Here is a 20,550-nt window from a genome sequence, read left to right on the forward strand (position 1 = left end):
CAATGGAAAACCTACTAAAGAAGCTTAAAGAAGCACGCATTCACATTACGTTAAACGGAAACGATATAGATGTGCGTTTTGATGGAAAAGATTTACCTGATGAATTATTACAAGAATTGAAATTGCGTAAGCAACAAATTGTAGTATATCTAAAAGAACGGATGGAGCATCAGAATGTTTTTGAAATTTCTGCGCAAAAAAAGCCATCTAGAATTCCACTTTCGTTTAATCAAGATCGACTTTGGTTTTTGGATAAATTACACGGAACGGTGAATTATCATTTGGCTTCAGTCATTAAGTTAAAAGGAACATTACAGCTTGAGATATTAGAAAATGTATTTCGTACAATTGTGAATCGACATGAGATTTTACGAACGATTTACTTAGAAGAAAATGGAATTTCACATCAAGAAGTTATGCCTCAAAACCGTTGGAGTTTTGACTTTTTCAGAGAGGTTTCTCAATACGATACAAGTAATATTCAAGAAGCAATTGCAAAGCCTTTTAACTTGTCTCAAGACCACATGTTACGTATTGGTGTACTTCGTTTGGATGAAAACGAGCATATGCTAATTATCGTTATGCATCACATTGCTTCAGATGGTTGGTCTGTTCCAATATTTATCAATGAATTTGCAACGCTTTACAAAAGTCAGATCGAAAATACAAAACCTTCTATTGTTGAGTTGCCTATACAATTCTCAGATTACGCTATCTGGGAAAAAGAAGATTTTCAAAAGAATATTTTACCCAAAAAATTAGCGTATTGGAAAGATCAGCTTCTAGGAGTTGCCCCTTTGGAATTACAAACCGATTTTCCACGTCCTAAAATTCAAAGTACAAAAGGAAGCAGTATTTCTTTTTCATTAGATAGAACAATTACAGTACAATTAAAAGATTTTGCAAAACACTATGGAACGACTATTTATGTAGTACTATTGACGATTTTTAAAATAGTATTGCATAAATATACAAAGCAAGAAGATATCTGTATTGGAACTCCAGTTGCCAACAGAGCTTACAAAAATACCGAAGGACTCATTGGGTATTTTGTAAATACATTGGCGTTGCGAACACAAATTGATCCTGAAATGGAGTTTTCAAGCCTTATAAAAAAGGTTAAAGAAACAGTGATGTTAGGTTTTGAAAATGAAGATGTTCCATTTGAAAAAATAGTAAATGAAATAGTAACTTCAAGAGATTTAAGTCGAAATCCGATATTTCAGGTGATGTTTGCATTTCAAAACTACAAACAAGAAATCACGGTTAATTTACCAGATATTACCATTACTTCGGAAGCTTTAGATCGAAATGTAACCAAATTTGATTTGAGTTGTAATGTGTCTGAAAGTGATGCAGGATTAGAGATAGAATTAGAGTACTGTACCGATTTATACAAAGAGAGTTCTATAAAGCAACTATTTGATCATTATTATACATTAATTCAACATGTTTTAAAAAACACAGAAGAAACAATTGGTTCATATACAATGGTTTCTAATGATGAAAAACAACAAATAGCGATATTTAATGAAACGTTTGTTGATTATGCAAAACAAAAAGATATTGTTACGCAGTTTATAGAGAATGCGAAACAACACCCAAACCGTAACGCGCTTACTTTTCAAGGTAAACATATAACATACAAAGAACTCGATACATATTCAGATGCAGTTGCATATGAGATTATGACAACGATTCATTCAGAAAAAGTACCTATAGGAATCTGTTTGGAACGTTCATTAGATATGGTAATCGGATTATTAGGGATCTTAAAGGCTGGTTGCGTGTACATACCTATTGATCCTGAATATCCAATGATTAGAAAAGAATTCATTGTGAATGATGCTAATATAGAAATTGTACTTACCGATGAAATCACTCATACATCGTTTACAGCAATTACGGGTGCGGTAAAAATGATTCAAGAGTGTATCACTCAAAAAGCGACAACAAGTAATAGACCGCTTCCTACAATAGAATTAACAGACACGGCATACATTATTTATACTTCCGGAACAACAGGAACGCCAAAAGGAGTGATCAATTCGCATGGTGGTTTACTAAATAGATTGGAATGGGCGCAAAACTATTTTCAACTAGTACCTGAAAAAGATGTAATATTACAAAAAACAACATTTTGCTTTGATGTTTCTGTTTGGGAATTCTTTTGGGCTTTAGCGAAAGGAATTCGGTTAGTTTTAGCAACACCTGATGGTCATCGCGATAATGAATATTTGCAAAATATAATAGCCAAAGAAAATATCACTACGTTACACTTTGTGCCTTCAATGTTGGAGACTTTTCTAATGGATTGGAATCCATTTGCCAAACATGTTCCGACAAGAATACTTTGTAGTGGAGAAGCATTAGAGAAGCATCAAATTCAATTATTTCAAGAAAAACTAGGAACACAAAAAACAGAGTTATTTAATTTATATGGACCTACGGAAGCGGCTATAGATGTTACATGTTGGAAAGTTCCGTTAGTTGATTTTAATGAAAAATCGACAGTTGTAATTGGAAGTCCAGTAAGTAATACACAAATTCACATTTTAGATAAGGTTGGAAATACTTGTGGAATAGGTGTTTTAGGTGAATTAACCATAACAGGAGCGCAAGTAGCAAACGGATACTTAAATCGTCCAACGTTAACAAAAGAACGTTTTGTTGATGTACTACTTAATGGGAAATCGTTGGGGAAAGCATACAAAACAGGAGATATTGCCCGATGGTTACCAGATGGAACAATTGAATACATTGGTAGAAATGATGATCAAGTTAAAATTCGTGGAAATAGAATTGAATTAGGCGAAATTAAAAAAGTAATACTTGGATTGGAAGAGATCCAACAAGCTGAAGTAATTGCTAAAACATACAATGATCGTAAAGTATTAGTAGCCTATATTGTTTCCAAAACTGATGAAATAGACAAACAAGATATACGGGTAAAGTTAACACAGTTGTTACCAGATTATATGGTACCTCATTTTTTCATTTTGATTGATGAAATTCCACTCACAGCTAATGGAAAACTAAATAAAAATGCATTACCTGAAATTGATCAAAATGCTCGTATCCAGAAAGAATTTGAAGCTGCTAGTACAAGAGAAGAAAAAATATTAATAGAAATTTGGAAACAAATTCTCACTATAAAAAAGATTGGAATCAATGATAATTTCTTTGAATTAGGAGGTGATTCTATTATGGTGATTCAAGTAGTGAGTAGACTCAAAAGTGAAGGATATTACATTCACCCTAGAGATATGTTTGTCAATCAAACGATTCAAGCATTGGCATGCATATTAAAAACAGAACAGCGTAAAATTTCAGCAGAACAAGGTATATTAACTGGAGAAGTTCCACTACTTCCAATTCAACAATATTTTTTAGCAAAAAATATTGAAAACCCTTCGCATTTCAATCAATCCGTTTTACTAGAAATAAACAAAGAAATAGCAAAAGAAGACATAGAAGTAGTTGTTTCAGAGCTTTACGAACATCATGATGCATTACGAATGCAATTTGTTCGTGAAAATAATAAATGGAAACAATATTATAGTGAACGTACGGAAACTTTAGAAGTTGTGACAATTCCGGAAGATGTGTCGGGGAACTTTCAAAAAGTACTCACAAGCGTATGTGATAAATTTCAAAGAAGTTTAGCGATTGAAAAGGGAAAAGTAGTAGTCTTTGTCTTGCTGAAAACACCTAGTTATGAGCAAAATAATCGGCTGCTAATTGTCGCTCATCATCTTGTTATAGATGGAGTCTCTTGGCGAATTCTATTAAATGCATTGATTCAAAACACTGAAAAACGTTCAAAAAATAAGGCATATACATTGCCAGAAAAAAGTAGCTCGTATCGCGAATGGGGAACGCAATTGCATACACATACGGAAAACGTTTTAGCCACAAATGAAGTCGGTTTTTGGTCGGAAATGACAAAAAGCACAAACGTTTTACCTGTAGACTTTTCTATAGAAAAACGAACAAGAAATACAATTACCCATACAAGTGTTACACTAAGTGAAGAAGTCACTGAAAACCTGCTTAAAAAATCAAACGAAACATTCAATACCACTATAAATGATTTATTAGTAAGTGCATTAGCATTAACACTTCAGCAATGGACAGGAAATACGTCTCATGTTATTGGGTTGGAAGGACACGGAAGAGAAACAGATAGAACAGAAATTGATGTAACAGAAACCATAGGATGGTTTACAGCATTATACCCTGTAAAACTTTCGGTGGAAAATAAAGATGATTTAGGGAATCTTATAAAAGAAACAAAAGAATTGTTACGAAGCATTCCAACCAAAGGTATTGGTTATGGATGCTTACAATACTTAACTGATGAAGCAACCCTACCAACTAATCCCTGGCAAATTATTTTCAATTATCTAGGGAGGATAGATGCTGTGAACCAGATTGATAGTCGAAATTTCTCATTGTCAAACGAAACTATGGGATCGTTAATTTCAGAAGATTCCCCAGTAGCACAAACATTAGAAATCAATGGTGTTTTAGAACAAAATAGCCTAACGTTTATATGTAACTTTAGTTCTAAAGAATATCATACAGAAACTATGGAGAAACTGATGACTTCTTTTGTTTATTATTTGGAGGCTGTTGTAACGTATTGTGTTTCAAAGGATGTTAAAGAGAAAACACCTTCCGATTTCGGATTGCAAAATGAGGTGTCAACTTCTGAATTGGATAAATTTTTTAATGGAATTAACTCAGAGAAAATAGAGAGTTTATACCCTTTGAGCCCCTTACAAGAAGGGATTCTATTTCATAAATTATATGATAAAGATAATAGCAGTTACCTAGAGCAGTTAATTATTAATTTTACAGGTAAAGTAGACATAAACGTATTTGAGAAGGCATGGATTGAATTGGTGAAACAACATTCAATTTTAAGAACTAACATTGTTTATGAGCAATTTAGCAGACCAATGCAAGTGGTTCATCATAAAATTACGGTTCCTTTTGAAATTATAAAAGATAATCCAGGTACGGGGTTATCCAAAAAGAAATTGATTGAAGATTTTTTACTGAATGATCAAAAGAGAGGATTCGATTTTAATCAGGCACCGCTGTTTCGAATTACTGTATTTGATTTTGGAGAAGAGCATAAAATGATATTTAGTTTCCATCATATTATTATGGACGGTTGGTCGCTTCCTGTTATGATGGAAGAATTTATTAACCTGTATGAAAAGCTTTTAAATGGAGAACAACTTTTACCAATAAAAAAAGACAGGTACAAAGATTATATTGATTATATCCAACAAAAAGACTTGGTAGAGGAGCGAGCTTTTTGGGATGAGTATTTGAGTGGTTTTGAAAGCCCAAGTTTGTTGCCATTTATTAAAGATACGTTAGGGAGAAATAAAAGTTCAGGTACTTTTAACTCAACGACATTATTTTTTGATGAAAAAACAACCGCTAAGGTTAAAAACTATGCGCAAAAAAACCATTTAACTGTAAATACATTTATTCAAGGAATTTGGGCGTTTTTAGTATCAAAATATACAAACAAAGCTGATGTTGTTTATGGAGTTACTGTTTCTGGGAGACCAGCCGATTTAAACCATTCAGAACAAAGAATTGGTTTGTACATTAATACGATTCCATTCAGGGCAAATTTAGATGACGATCAAAATATCGTATCGTGGTTATCAAACTTGCAATTAACTCATTCTATCGCAAGAGATTTTCAATACAATTCCCTTGGTTTAATCAAAGACATTACAGGAATTAATCAAGATCTTTTTGATAGCATATTAGTTTTTGAAAATTATCCAATATCAGAAGTTTTAAGTCATGAAAGTTCTTTAAATGTAGATACCGTTTTTTTAAAGGAGGAAACAAATTACTTATTAACTATTATCGTTGTTATTGGAGATGAATTGGAAATCAGATTTAAACATAAAAACTTACTAGAAGAGTCTTATGTTAATAAAATTAAAGATCATTTTAAGGAAGTCGTTGAAAGCATTGTACTTAATGAAGTAACTGAATTAACAAATTTAGAGTTTCTTACTGCTGCAGAGAAAACGACAATTTCTTCTCGTTCTTCAAACGATCTAAAAACACAACATGAAGAAGAAACGATTCTTCAATTTTTTCAAAAACAAGCATTACTCAGTCCAAATAAAATTGCTCTTTTGGTTGGGGGGAAAAGAATTACTTACAATGAATTAGATCTTCTGTCAAATAAAATGGCGTATTATTTAAAGCATCATTGTGATATAACCAAAGGGAATTATGTAGGAATAAAATTAGAGCGTTCAGAGTATTTAATAATCTCCTTATTAGCTACCCTAAAACTGGGTGGGATTTATGTGCCTTTAGACAAGAATTATCCAGAATCAAGAATTTCATATATAGTTGAAGACAGCAATTGTAAGCTGATCTTAGATCAAGATATCTTAGATGAATTTTTAAAATATCAAGATAATTACCCTAACAATAATATTGAAGTTGAATTGAATTCAGAAGATTTAGCATACATCATTTATACGTCTGGATCTACAGGGAAACCGAAAGGAGTTATGGTGAGCCATGGTAATTTAGGAAGCTTTTTATCTTGGAGTATAAAAGAATTTCGAAATGTGAATTTCGATACCATTTATGCTGCTACTTCTCATAGCTTTGATATTTCTATTTTCGAAATGTTTTACCCATTGATTGTGGGCAAGGGAATGAGAATTATAAGATCGGGTATTGAGATCGATGAGTATATCTTAACAGATCAAAATATTTTTTTAAATACGGTTCCTTCAGCTCTAGATGCCTTGTTAGATCAAGGAGTCTCTTTGGAAAATGTAGTGGCGCTTAATTTAGCAGGGGAGGCAATCCCTTATAAATTAGCGGAAAGGCTGTCTAAGTATAGTCATTTAGAATTCAGAAATTTATATGGCCCATCAGAAGATACAATTTATAGTAGTTGCTATAAGATTGATTTAAAGAAAGAAAAAATACCTTTCCCTGTTCCTATCGGTAAAGCAATTGATGATACTCAAATTTATATAGTAGACAGACAGGGAGGTTTAAGTCCTTATGGTGTAAGTGGTGAAATTTATTTGGCTGGAAAAGGTATTGCCAAAGGCTATTTAAATCGCACAGAGTTAACATCAGAGAAATTTGTGAAAAACCCTTTTGTTTCAGGTGAAATAATGTATCGAACAGGTGATTTTGGCAAAAGATCTTTAGATGGAAATATAGAGTTTACAGGAAGAAAAGATGATCAAGTTAAGGTCAGAGGGTTTCGCATTGAATTATCCGAGATTAACAATGTCATGGAAATGTACCCAGACGTTGAGCAGGCAATTACTTTGGTAAAGCAAGATAAATTTAAGAGTGATTATTTAACCGCTTTTGTTGTATCAAAAAAGAATTATGATAAAACTGAATTTAAAGATTACTTGCAAAGAAGTTTACCAAACTATATGATCCCAACGTCGATTAATAATCTGTTGAAATTTCCGCTAACACCAAATGGAAAGGTAGATAAAGTTGCTTTATTGAATTTTTCACCAAAAAATTTGATAGAGAAAAAAGTAAATACTCCAAGAAGTTTAACCGAAAGTACTTTATTGAAAATATGGAAAGAATTTTTGACCGTTGAGGTCATTGATATTTACGATTCGTTTTTTGATTTAGGAGGTCATTCTTTAATAGCGATTCGGATCTTACCTAAAATCAATAAAGAGTTTACTATAAAACTAGACATTACAGATCTTTTTCAGTACACAACTATTCATAAATTAGGAAACTTTATTGATGAGCAGCTACAAGGAGATTTAATAAAAGTTACATCTTCTATTGAAGAGAATAACCGAGAAGTCAGGGGAAAAGATATTGCTATTATTGGGATGTCATGCCGTCTACCTAAAAGTAGTTCTGTAGAAGACTTTTGGGAAAATTTAAAAAATGGGATAGATTGTATCACGAATATTTCGGAAGAAGACTTAAAGAAATCAGGGATTCCAGAGGAAGATTTTCGCAATCCTAATTATATAAAACGACGTGGATTTATAGAAGATATTGATTTGTTTGATGCAGAGTTTTTTGGAATTCCACCTGCTGAAGCAGAGATCATGGATCCACAAAGTCGTATTTTTTTGGAATGCTGTAATGAGGTCATTTCTAAAGCTGGATACAATAGCCATGATGATGAAAATTTAATTGGATTATTTGCTGGTAGTGGATATAACCAATACTTTTTAAAGAATATCTTACCTAATAAAAAAATTCAAGAACGAGTTGGCGATTATGCTTTAGGGTTATTGAATAGTAATGACTTTCTAGCGTCTCGGGTAGCCTATAAATTAAACCTTAAAGGACCTGTTTCGACCATTCAAACTGCTTGTTCTACGTCTTTGGTGGCTGTACACCATGCCTGTCAAAGTTTACTTAATGGAGATACAGACATGGTCTTGGCGGGAGGAATTAGTTTGGCCATTCCCAATCAAAAAGGATACTTTTTTGAAGAAGGAATGATTGGTTCTTCAGATGGTTTTTGTCGTGCTTTTGATGAAAAAGCAGATGGTACTGTAGGTAGTGATGGCTGTGTTGTATTGATGATGAAAATGTTGGATCGAGCAATTGAAGATGGAGACCAAGTCTATGCAGTAATCAAACAAAGTTCTATTAATAATGACGGAAGTAACAAAACTGGTTATACAGCTCCAAGCATAGAAGGACAAAAAAGAGTTATAGAAAAAACTTTGACAAAGGCAGGGATCAATCCTTCGGAGTTGAGCTATATCGAAGCCCATGGAACGGGCACCAAGTTAGGAGATCCGATTGAGTTTTCAGCACTTAATCAAGTGTTTAGAAAATATACCAATGAGAATAATTTTTGTGCTCTAGGCTCTGTCAAAACTAACATAGGGCATACTGATATCGCTTCAGGGGCCGCTGGTTTACTTAAAGCCGTCTTATCACTTCATCATAAGAAACTGTTACCAACTTTAAATTATACACTACCTAATAAGTATATTGATTTGAATAATAGTCCTTTCTATGTAAATACAGAATTTAAAGATTGGGAGGCTAATAATGGGAGTTTGAAAGCAGGAGTGAGTTCTTTTGGAATTGGAGGAGTTAATGCCCATGTTGTTTTGGAAGAAGCTCCTCAGCAAAAAAGAGAGTTAAGTCAGAAAACATGGTATCTCGTTCCATTATCTGCCAAGAAAGAATCTTCATTAAAAAGAATGCAAGCAGATCTAAAGCTACATTTAGAAAACCACCCAGAACAATCTCTAGCGGACATCTCCTATACCTTACAGCTAGGTAGAAAGGGATATGCGCATAGAAAAGTATTTGTAGCGCAAAATAGAGAGGGGTTGTCTACTTTATTACTAGATAAAGAGGGAAACCTTCCAAGGTCTTTAGCATTTACTATTGAAAATAAAGATATCAATATTAATGCCTTAGAAAAGGAAATAAATAAAGTACTGAGAGAACAACGAAAAGCACTAAAAAATAGAGAATATACAGAATTGAATAGCTCCTTTAAAAATATATTGGAAAATTATGAGATAAGGATAAGATTGATTAAAACTGATCTACATGCGGAAGAGCTATTTAATTTTTATTTGCAGGAACTCTGGGAAGCAAACATTAATATTAACTGGTCATTGTTGTATATAAATGAAGCTCGACAGCGTCTTTTATTACCTATTCATCCACAGGAGAAAAAGCGATATTGGTTAGACCCTATCAAGGTTGAAAAGGGGTTAGAATCGAATTCTGATTTTTCGAAAACAGAAAAAGCAACAGAATATACTTATCAACCCATTTGGAAAAAAGGTTCTTTTGAGCTCACAAGTCTTAATACATATAAAAAAGAAAATACCTATTTGGTATTTGAAAATAGTTTAGAGTTTAGTCAAGACTTTATAAGTGCGCTAGTTGAAGAAGGTAATGTCTTGATTCGAGTAAAGAGCGGTACTACTTTTCAGAAGAAAAGCACTCTCGAATACATAATCAACCCTTCTGAGCCTGGAGATTATAAAGAATTATTAGAACAACTGTTAAAAGACCATCCTTTTCCACATAAGATTATTCATTTATGGACACTCAGTATTCCTATTAACACTAGAGATTTTACGATAAACACATTAGACTCTACTCAAGAAATTGGATTGTATAGTCTGTTGTTTTTGACTAAAGCTTTAGGTAAATTTAAAAGAGAAAATAAACAGGAGTTAATTATTGTTTCTAATGAAGTACAGGCTGTTATTCCTGCAGAAGTAACCCATCCAGCTAAAGCTACTTTATTGGCCTTGGTAAAAGTAGCACCGCAAGAATATGATCATTTAAATTGTAAATCCATTGATGTTAAATTACCCACGACTCTTCATGAAACTACTACTTTAATTAAGCAATTAACTGTTGAGCTAGATTTTACTGCAACAGATAATATTTTAGCATTGAGAGATCAATATAAATGGGTTCTCACTTATGAACAAGTAGAATTAAATAGTAAAGAAGGGATGACCGTTTTGAAAAATGATGGAGTCTATTTAATCACTGGTGGTTTTGGAGGTATTGGTTTAAGTATTGCGCATTATATAGCTAAACAAGTAAAGGCTAAAATTATAGTACTTGGAAGATCCGTTTTTCCAGACAGAAAAGAATGGCAGCAATTGGTTGTAGAATCTGAAGAAGGGAATGAATTATCAGAGAAAATAAAGAAAATACAGGCAATTGAAAAAGAAGGTTCTGAAGTTTTAGCATTGTCTGCTGATGTTGGAGATATAAGTCAAATGGAAGCCGCTATGTCGAAGATAAAAAGAACGTATTTAAAAATAGATGGAGTTGTACATGCAGCCGGAGTACCAGATGAAAATTTAATTATCGGGCAGACTAAAGCAAAGATGGAAGCAGTTCTCAGGGCCAAAGTACATGGAACTATTCTATTGAATACTTTAATTTCAGATGAAATGGATTTCTTTATTTCCTGTTCTTCCATTTCTAGTATTTATGGTATGGGTGGGCAATTAGGTTACATTGCCGCAAATAGCTTTTTAGATGCTTTCACTTACTCGGGTATGGTTAAAACGGTCGTCAAAACTATAAATTGGGATGCTTGGCAGGAAATAGGAATGGCTGCTAGACAAGATTTGATAGGGACCAATCAAGGATTGCTTCCAAGTGAAGGAATTGAGATTTTTGAAAGGGTATTACAAAACTCACTATCTCAAGTGCTAATCTCCAAAATGCCATTACATCAGCAAAAAGATAAGTTTCTTCAATTGAAAAAGAGTTTTTACATGGAATTAGAATCCAATACTCTTGACAATGATGAGCATATTAATATATCTCAAAGACTGGAAAAAATAGATATTCAAAATAAATTAAAAGAAATATGGAAAACACATCTAGGATTTGAAACGATTGAATTGGAGGATGATTTTTTTGATATCGGTGGCGATTCTTTGTTAGCAGCTAAAGTGATTGCTTTAACACGTAAAGAGTTAGGGTTAGAAATCAGTATAGATGATATGTTTGATTATGGGACGATTGCAGAATTGTCTGATTACATGTTCTCTGAGCAAAAAACGGCTATGTTACCTGAAGTTCGAAAAGAAGAACGTCCTTTGAAAACCCCACTCTCTTATAATCAAGAACGACTATGGTTTCTTGATCGCTTACAAGGAAGTGTGAGTTATCATATTCCGATAGTCTTAGAATTTTCAGAAGGAGTTCATATTGATTATCTTGAAGCTTGTTTTAGAGAGATAATAAATCGTCATGAATCACTTCGAACGGTCTATAAAGAAGAGTCAGGAGATGTTTATCAAGAGCAACTTTCTTATATTAATTGGTCTTTAAATCAATATGATAGTTCGGAGTTAAACCTCCCTTTAGATATTTTTATCGATCAAGAAATTAACAGACCCTTTGATCTTTCTAAAGATATAATGCTCCGAGGAAGCTTGGTGAGACAGAAACAGGTAAATTCATATATTTTAATATTGGTGATGCACCATATAGCTTCAGATGGTTGGTCTATGCCAATCTTGGTACAAGAATTCACTGCTTTGTATAGTGCGAAACTGAAAGGATCATTAGCTAACTTACCTCCTTTGACCATCCAATATGCAGACTATGCTTTATGGCAACATAAAAACCTCCAAGGAGACTTTTTGTCAGATAAACTGATGTATTGGAAGAATCAATTATCTGGGCTGTCTACTTTAGAGTTACCTACAGATTATAAGCGACCTGCTCGACAAAGTGGAGAAGGGGCTTTGTTGCATTACGAAATTGGAAAGGAGTTGAAAAATGCTTTAGTAGATCTAGGAAAACAGGAAGGAGTTACGCTGTATATGTTATTGTTGAGTGCCTTTAAATTATTACTTCATAAATACAGTGGCCAAGAAGATGTTTCTGTAGGTAGTCCAATTGCAAATAGAGAAGATTCTGCTTTATCCAATTTGATAGGTTATTTTGTAAATACACTAGTATTGAGAAGCGATTTTAGGGGGATTGATACTTTTAGAGAATTATTGAATCAAGTTAAAACGACAACATTAGCGGCCTATGCGCACCAGAATGTTCCTTTTGAAAAGGTTGTGGAACAGGTTTCGGAATACCGAGATATGAGTAGAAGCCCTTTATTTCAAGTGATGTTTGCTTTACAAAATAACACCAACATTTCTCAAATGTCGTTAGGCGATATAGCTGTAAATGTTCGGGGATATGAACATAAAACGGCTAAGTTTGATCTTTCATTTGAACTATATGAATTAGACGAAAGTTTATACATAACCGCAGAATACAGCACAGATTTATTTGAGAAAACTACCATTAATAGGATGCTTGGACATTACGAGCGTTTACTGGCTGGAGTAACTGCTGATTGTTCACAAAACTTGGAAGAAATATCCATGTTAACAGAACAAGAAAATAATCAAATAATCCAGGTATTTAATGATACTAAGGTAGATTACCCTAAAAATCAAACAATTGTTTCGTTATTTACAGAACAAGTAAAGAAGACTCCAAATAGTATTGCTTTGGTTTTTGGAGAAACCAAATGGACATATCAAGAAGTGGAAGATTGGTCAAATCAATTGGTGCATTATTTAAGGGAAAAATATACAATTCAGAAAAGCCACTTAATTGGAGTAAAGTTAGAAAGAAGTGAAGCGATGATTATATCCTTGTTAGCGGTGTTAAAATCAGGCTGTGCGTATGTTCCTATAGACCCTACTTACCCAGAAGAGAGAATTGCCTATATGGAAAAGGATAGTCAGTGTGAGGTTTGTATTGATCAAGAATTATTTAAGGAATTTAGTTTAGAACAATCTAAATATTCCAAAGTAACAAGTGAGGCTTCGATAGAAACCAATGACCTAGCGTATGTAATTTATACTTCAGGTACAACAGGTAAGCCCAAAGGTGTAATGGTAGAGCATGCAAGTTTAACTAATTTGATATATTGGTTTACCGATCGTTATACTATTTCTAATACTACCGTTGCTATCCAGTTGACAGATTTTACTTTTGATCCTAGTTTGGAAGAAATTTTCGGAACTTTGGTTAAAGGAGGAACTTATCATATAATTAGTCGTGAACTATTATTTGATGTTCAAAAACTACGAGAATACCTTCGTAGAGAAAAAATCACGATAATAAATTATGTTCCTCAATACTTATATGAATTATTAGCTGGACAAGCTAAGATAGATTCTATTGAATGTGTAATTGCTGGTGGCGAAAAAATGTCAGTAAGAGTAAAAGAAGGAATACGTTCAGTAGGCTATGAATTATACAATAATTACGGGCCTACTGAGACAACTATAGATGTTTTGAGTGCAAAAATGAGTGATCAACCGATTACTATTGGGAAGCCTATAGCTAATTGTCAAGCATTAATTTTAGATGATAAAAATCATTTAGTACCTATTGGTGTGCCAGGGGAGTTATGTATTTCAGGTGCAGTATTGGCTAGAGGATATTTGAATGATTTGAACTTAACTCAAAAGAAATTTATAAAAAACCCATTCCAAGAAGAATCAATTTTATATAAGACAGGAGATATAGTAAAATGGCAAGAAGACGGGAATATTTCTTACATAGGTAGAAAAGACAATCAAGTAAAAATACGTGGATTTAGAATAGAATTGGAGGAGATTGAAGCTACTATTTTATCGTTAGAAAAAAGTATACGTGAAGTAGTAGTAGAGCTAAAAGAACGAAATGGAGAAGAGGTATTGGTTGCATATTTTGTAGGTGTAGATGAATCCGAAAAAGAAGGCATTTGGAAAGGCCTAAAGGAGAAGTTGCCAAAATATATGATACCAGCTTATTTCATATTGTTAGAATTTATGCCATTGACAAACAATGGAAAGGTAAATAGAGCATTACTTCCCGATATACAAGAAACAGATATTATTAAAAAAGGATATATCCATCCTCGTAATGAAGTGGAAGAAAAGTTGGTTGCCATATGGCAAAATCTTCTAAATCTGGAACAAATTGGAGTTCAAGATAATTTCTTTGAATTGGGTGGAGATTCATTTTTAGCCATTAAAGTATTGGCTCAAATCAATAAGAGTTTTACCACTACTGTAAAAGTAGTAGATCTTTTTCAATTTACAAATATTGAAGAATTAGCGGGTTATATTAAAAATAGCTACGCAAACGAATCAGAGGTAACAAGTAAACCTCAATTTAAAGTTGAGGAGACATTAAAAAATAAAAGGAGGAAAATAAAAAATAATAGAAGATAATGAGCGTAAACAAAACAGATATAGCAATTATTGGAATGTCTTGCCGTTTGCCTAAAAGCAATTCTGTTGAAGAGTTTTGGGGAAATCTTAAAGCAGGAGTAGATTGTATTACGGACTTGACAGAGGAAGACTTGATAGCTTCTAATGTTTCGAAGGATTTAATCGCTGATTTGAAGTATGTTAGGCGTAGAGGTGTCCTTGAGAATATTGATCACTTTGATGCCGAATTTTTTGGAATTTCACCAGCAGAGGCTGAAGTTATGGATCCACAGACCCGTATCTTTATGGAATGTTGCTATGAAGCAATTTCAAATGCAGGATACAATAGTTATGATTATGAAGGGTTGATAGGATTGTTCGCTGGTTGTGGGTTTAATCAATATTTTTTACGATATATTGTTGGAAATGAGTCGCTACAAGAGCGAGTAGGTGCTTATAACATTGGGTTGTTAAACAGTAATGATTTTTTGACATCTCGAGTGGCATATAAATTGAATCTGCGTGGGCCCGTTTCTACCGTTCAAACTGCCTGCTCAACATCTTTGGTATCTATACATCATGCTTGTCAGAGTTTATTAAATGGAGAGAGTGATCTTGCTTTGGCTGGAGGTATTTCAATCGCAGTGCCCAATAAAGTAGGGTATCTTTATGAGGAAGGAATGATTGGTTCATCTGATGGGTTTTGCCGAGCTTTCGATGAAAAAGCAGATGGAACAGTAGGAAGTGACGGCAGTGTTGTGGTGTTATTAAAAGTATTAGAACGCGCTATTGAAGATGGAGATCAAATTTATGGAGTTATAAAGCAATCTGCTATCAATAATGACGGTAGTAACAAGGCTGGTTTTACTGCTCCAAGTATTAAGGGGCAAAAAAAGGTAATAGAAGAAGCTCTTGAAATTGCAGATATCAACCCTAACGAACTTACCTATATAGAAACTCACGGTACAGGTACTAAATTAGGTGATCCTATTGAGTTTTCTGCACTTAATCAGGTATTTCATGAATACTCGGGAGAACATAAATTCTGCGCATTAGGCTCTGTAAAAACAAATATTGGTCATACGGATACCGCATCAGGAGCTGCAGGTTTACTAAAAACGGTTTTATCACTTTATCACAAGCAACTACCTCCAACGTTGCATTATAAGAAACCCAATAGTTTTATTGATTTGGAAAACAGCCCTTTTTATATAAATACTGAATTGAAAGATTGGGTTGTAGAAGAAGGTAGCAGAAAGGCGGGTGTGAGTTCCTTTGGTATCGGTGGTGTTAATGCACATTTTATTCTTGAAGAAGCCCCAGAACCAATATCTCATGCTAGTAATTATAACTGGTTTGTCATTTTGTTATCGGCAAAGAGTAATACTGCTTTGCAACAAATGCAAGAAGATTTAAGGGTTAATTTAGAGAATTATCCAGAACAATCATTAGCGGATATTTGTTTTACACTTCAAGTAGGTAGAAAGGCTTATAGTTATAAAAAAGCATTTATTGTCAATAATAAAGAACAACTTAAAGCGGCACTGGTTGATGATAGCCTCTCTGTGAATAGTGAATTTATAAACACTGAAAATGTTGACATAATAGAGTTGTCTATTGATGTAAATAACAGCTTAGAAGAAAATCAATATTTGTTTAAAGAAGAAGAATTTGAAAGCTTAAACAAAAGACTTAAAAAAATCGCCAATAAGCATAAATACTTGCTAGATTCCGATTTGGAACAGTCATTAAAAACCGATAATCAATATGTGTTTTTATATAACTTAGCTCAATTTTGGTTGTCAAATGTACATCTGCATTGGAATTTACTGTATCAGCATGAAAATAGAAAACGAAGTTTGCTACCATCTTATCCTATGGAGAAGAAAAAACACTGGTTAGAGGAAACTACAGTTTCTGCTGCTGAGAATGTTCATGTTGAATGGACTTTTCATGCCTTTTGGAAAAAAGAAAGCAAGACTGTAAATGATAAAAGTGTTTATGTGCTTTTTAATTATAACAATCCTATTACGGATGAATTTTCAAGTTTTATTTTAAAACAAAATAGTCATTTATTCAATGTTAGTGCGGGAGATATTTTTCTTAAGGAATCAGATAACAAGTACGTTATTAACAAAGATATCTATGAAGACTATGATACACTTCTTAAAACTCTTGGGAATACTATAAAAAACGATTTGAAAATTATTTTCTTTTGGGGTGCTTCTACTACTGATAATGAGGAGTATCAAAATTTTTATAATATGAATTTTCTTCTCAAAGCAATTGAAAGTAATAATTTGGATAGGAATATTGAGGTAGGATTGGTTTCCAAAAAAATAGGAGAAATTATAAATAAAATAACAGATAGTGAACCACAAAAGATTCCTGTTCAAAATTTAAATCAAAAAAATATTCAAGAAAAACTTAAAAAATTGTGGGAATCGCACTTAGGTTTTGATTCTATAGGGCTAGAGGATGATTTTTTTGATTTGGGAGGAGATTCATTAATGGCAACTAAAGTAATAGGCTCTATTCGTAAAGAGTTAGGTCTAGAAATTAGTGTCGATAATATGTTTGATCATGGAACAATATTAGAACTGTCTGAATATATGTTTCGAGAGCAAAAAGTTTCAGATTTACCAGATATTCAAAAAGGAGAACGTCCAGAAAGAGTTCCTTTATCTTTTAATCAAGAGCGGTTATGGTTTTTAGATCGTTTACAAGGAAGTGTAGATTATCATATTCCAATTGTTTTAACATTACCTGAAGATATTCAGGTAGATTGTTTAAATGCTTGCTTTTTAGAAATATTAGAACGTCATGAATCACTTCGAACTGTATTTAAAGAAGAGTCAGGAGACGTTTATCAAGAACAATTATCTATATCTGATTGGTCTTTAAATTATAGGGATGAAACAAGTTTGGACACACCATTAAAAACTTTTATTGATCAAGAGATTCACAGACCTTTTAATCTTTCAAGAGATCTCATGTTTCGTGCGAGTTTGGTGAAACAAGTTAAGGGAAATGTATTGATTGTAGTATTGCACCATATTGCTTCTGATGGTTGGTCAATGCCGATATTAGTGGAGGAACTTACCACTCTATATCACTCCAAGCAAGAAGGTGTTCCATCAAATTTACCAACCTTAGATATACAATATGCTGATTATGCCTTATGGCAACATCGCCAATTACAAGGCGAATTTTTAGCAAAGAAACTAAGCTATTGGGAAGAGCAACTCTCAGGGACATCTCCTCTTAATTTACCTACTGATTATCCTCGACCTTCTCGTCACAGTGGTAAAGGAGCCATGGTATATTATGAAATTAATAAGGAACTAAAAGAAGCCTTGGTTGATTTGTCTCGTAAAGAAAGTGTTACAATGTATATGCTATTACTTAGTGTGTTTAAGCTATTGTTGCACAAATATAGTAGACAAGAAGATATTAGTGTAGGTAGCCCAATAGCGAATCGTCAAAATGCGAGCTTATCTAATTTGATTGGCTATTTTGTAAACACGTTGGTGCTGCGCAGTAATTTCACTAAAATTAATACGTTTAAAGAATTATTGGATCAAGTAAAAGCAACAACCTTATCGGCCTTTGCTCATCAAGATGTTCCTTTTGAGAAGGTGGTTGATGTGGTTTCGAAGGATAGAGATATGAGTAGAACTCCTTTATTTCAGGTGATGTTTGTTTTACAAAATAACACCAATATATCGGAGATGTCATTAGGAGATACCTTGGTAGAAATAGAAGATTATGAACATAAAACGGCCAAGTTTGATGTAACCTTTGAATTAACAGAAACAGAAAGAGGGTTGTTTGTTTCCGTAGAATATAGTACAGATTTATTTGATAAATCTACCATAGATCGTTTGTTTACGCACTATGAAAGCTTGTTATCTTCGATAGTCTCAAATCCTTTTCAGAATTTTGGAGAAATTTCCATGTTGTCATCCAAGGAAAAACAGTTATTGCATAAATTTAATGATACCGTAGTTGATTATCCTCAAGAAGAAACCATAATTTCTTTATTTACAAAGCAAGTACAAAAGAATCCAAACGCAATTGCCCTTGTTTTTGAGGGACAAGAATTGAGTTATAAAGAACTAGATAACAGATCGAATCAATTAGCTCATTATTTAAAAGAACAATTTTCTGTTCAGAACAATGATTTAATTGGAGTAAAACTAGAAAGAAGTGAGGCGATGATAGTCTCAATAGTAGCGGTACTAAAAACGGGAGGAGCTTATGTACCTATTGATCCTTCTTATCCGGAAGAACGAATTATTTATATTGAGAAAGATAGTGAATGCAAGGTATGTATAGATTCGAAGTTGTATCAAGAATTCTTATTAGAACAAGATACGCATAGTACAAAGGCTGTTTTATGCAATATGCAATCGGATGATTGGGCGTATATCATCTATACTTCAGGAACTACGGGGAAACCCAAAGGAGTAAAAAATACGCATGGAGCTTTATTAAACCGATTATTATGGGCACAAGACTATTTTGTTTTAAAACCAGAAGAAGATGTAGTTTTACAAAAAACAAATTTTTGCTTTGATGTATCTGTGTGGGAGTTTTTCTGGCCTCTTATTACTGGTGTAAAGTTAGTTGTAGCTCGACCAGATGGACATAAAGATATTGACTACCTTTCTCATCTAATTAGAGAAACAGGAATTACGACGATACATTTTGTGCCTTCTATGCTCGAAATGTTTTTATTAAATTCTAAGATTTCGCACTATCCTTCATTACAACGTGTTTTGTGTAGTGGAGAAGAGTTAATGCCTTATCAAGCTAACAAGTTCAAAGCAATTTTTAAAGATAGTGTGTCTTTGTTTAATTTGTATGGACCAACTGAAGCGGCAATAGATGTAACTTGCTGGCAAGTGCCGCTATCTTCTCCCAATCCAATAACGAAAATATCAATAGGTAAACCGGTTAGTAATACCAAAATATATATTCTAAATGAAGAAGGAAATCATACTGGAATAGGGGTAATAGGAGAACTTTGCATTAGTGGTAAGCAAGTCTCTCCAGGATATTTAAATTTAGACACCTTAACGAGAGAAAAATTTATTGAAGATCTTTTTTATCAAGAACAAGAACAAAAATACTATCGTACAGGTGATTTGGCTTTATGGCAACCCGATGGTAATATCGAATATATTGGCAGAAAAGATACTCAAGTAAAAATACGAGGATATCGTATAGAATTGTCGGAGATTGAACTTTGTTTAGCATCAGAAAAACAGGTGAAGCAAGTTGTTGTGGAAGTTAAAGAACATAAAAAAGATAAAATAGTAGTAGCGTATGTAGTTGCTAGTGATCTTTTAGATAAGAAAAGCCTGAAAGATCATTTAAAAAAGCAGCTTCCAGATTATATGATTCCTAGTTATTTTATTAGACTAGAAACTATGCCTTTGACCTTCAATGGTAAAATAGATAGAAAAGCATTACCAGAAGTTGATCATAATAGTATTATTGAGAAAACATATGTAGCACCTAAAAATAAAATTGAGGAAGAATTGACCTCTATTTGGGAAGAAGTATTAGGAATACAAGGAATAGGAGTTCAAGACAACTTCTTTGACATAGGTGGTCATTCCTTGTTTGCTATGAAAATACAGTCCCAAATAGAAAGTAAACTAGAAACTAGTATTCCATTAGACTTACTATTCCAATTAGTAAAGATTATTGATATTGCCAATTATATAGCTTTACAACAATTAGAAGAACAAGAACAAGAAGAAACAGAAATAGAAATAGAAGAATTTGATTTATAAAT

The 20,550-nt window shown here is 33.2% G+C and carries 2 protein-coding genes; both read left to right on the top strand.

All coding sequences use genetic code 11. The annotated features are described in order from the left end of the window. Window positions 1-2 precede the first annotated feature (2 nt). Entirely contained in the window at window positions 3-14,765 is a 14,763-nt protein-coding gene (locus AC2TDS_RS14885; protein ID WP_484736367.1) for a non-ribosomal peptide synthetase, read from the top strand. After that, on the top strand, window positions 14,765-20,548 hold the full coding sequence (locus AC2TDS_RS14890; RefSeq protein ID WP_484736368.1) for a type I polyketide synthase: 5,784 nt from the start codon (window positions 14,765-14,767) through the stop codon (window positions 20,546-20,548). Before AC2TDS_RS14885 ends, AC2TDS_RS14890 begins: the two co-directional genes overlap by 1 nt. Window positions 20,549-20,550 lie beyond the last annotated feature (2 nt).

The organism is Tenacibaculum profundicola, from assembly GCF_057220795.1.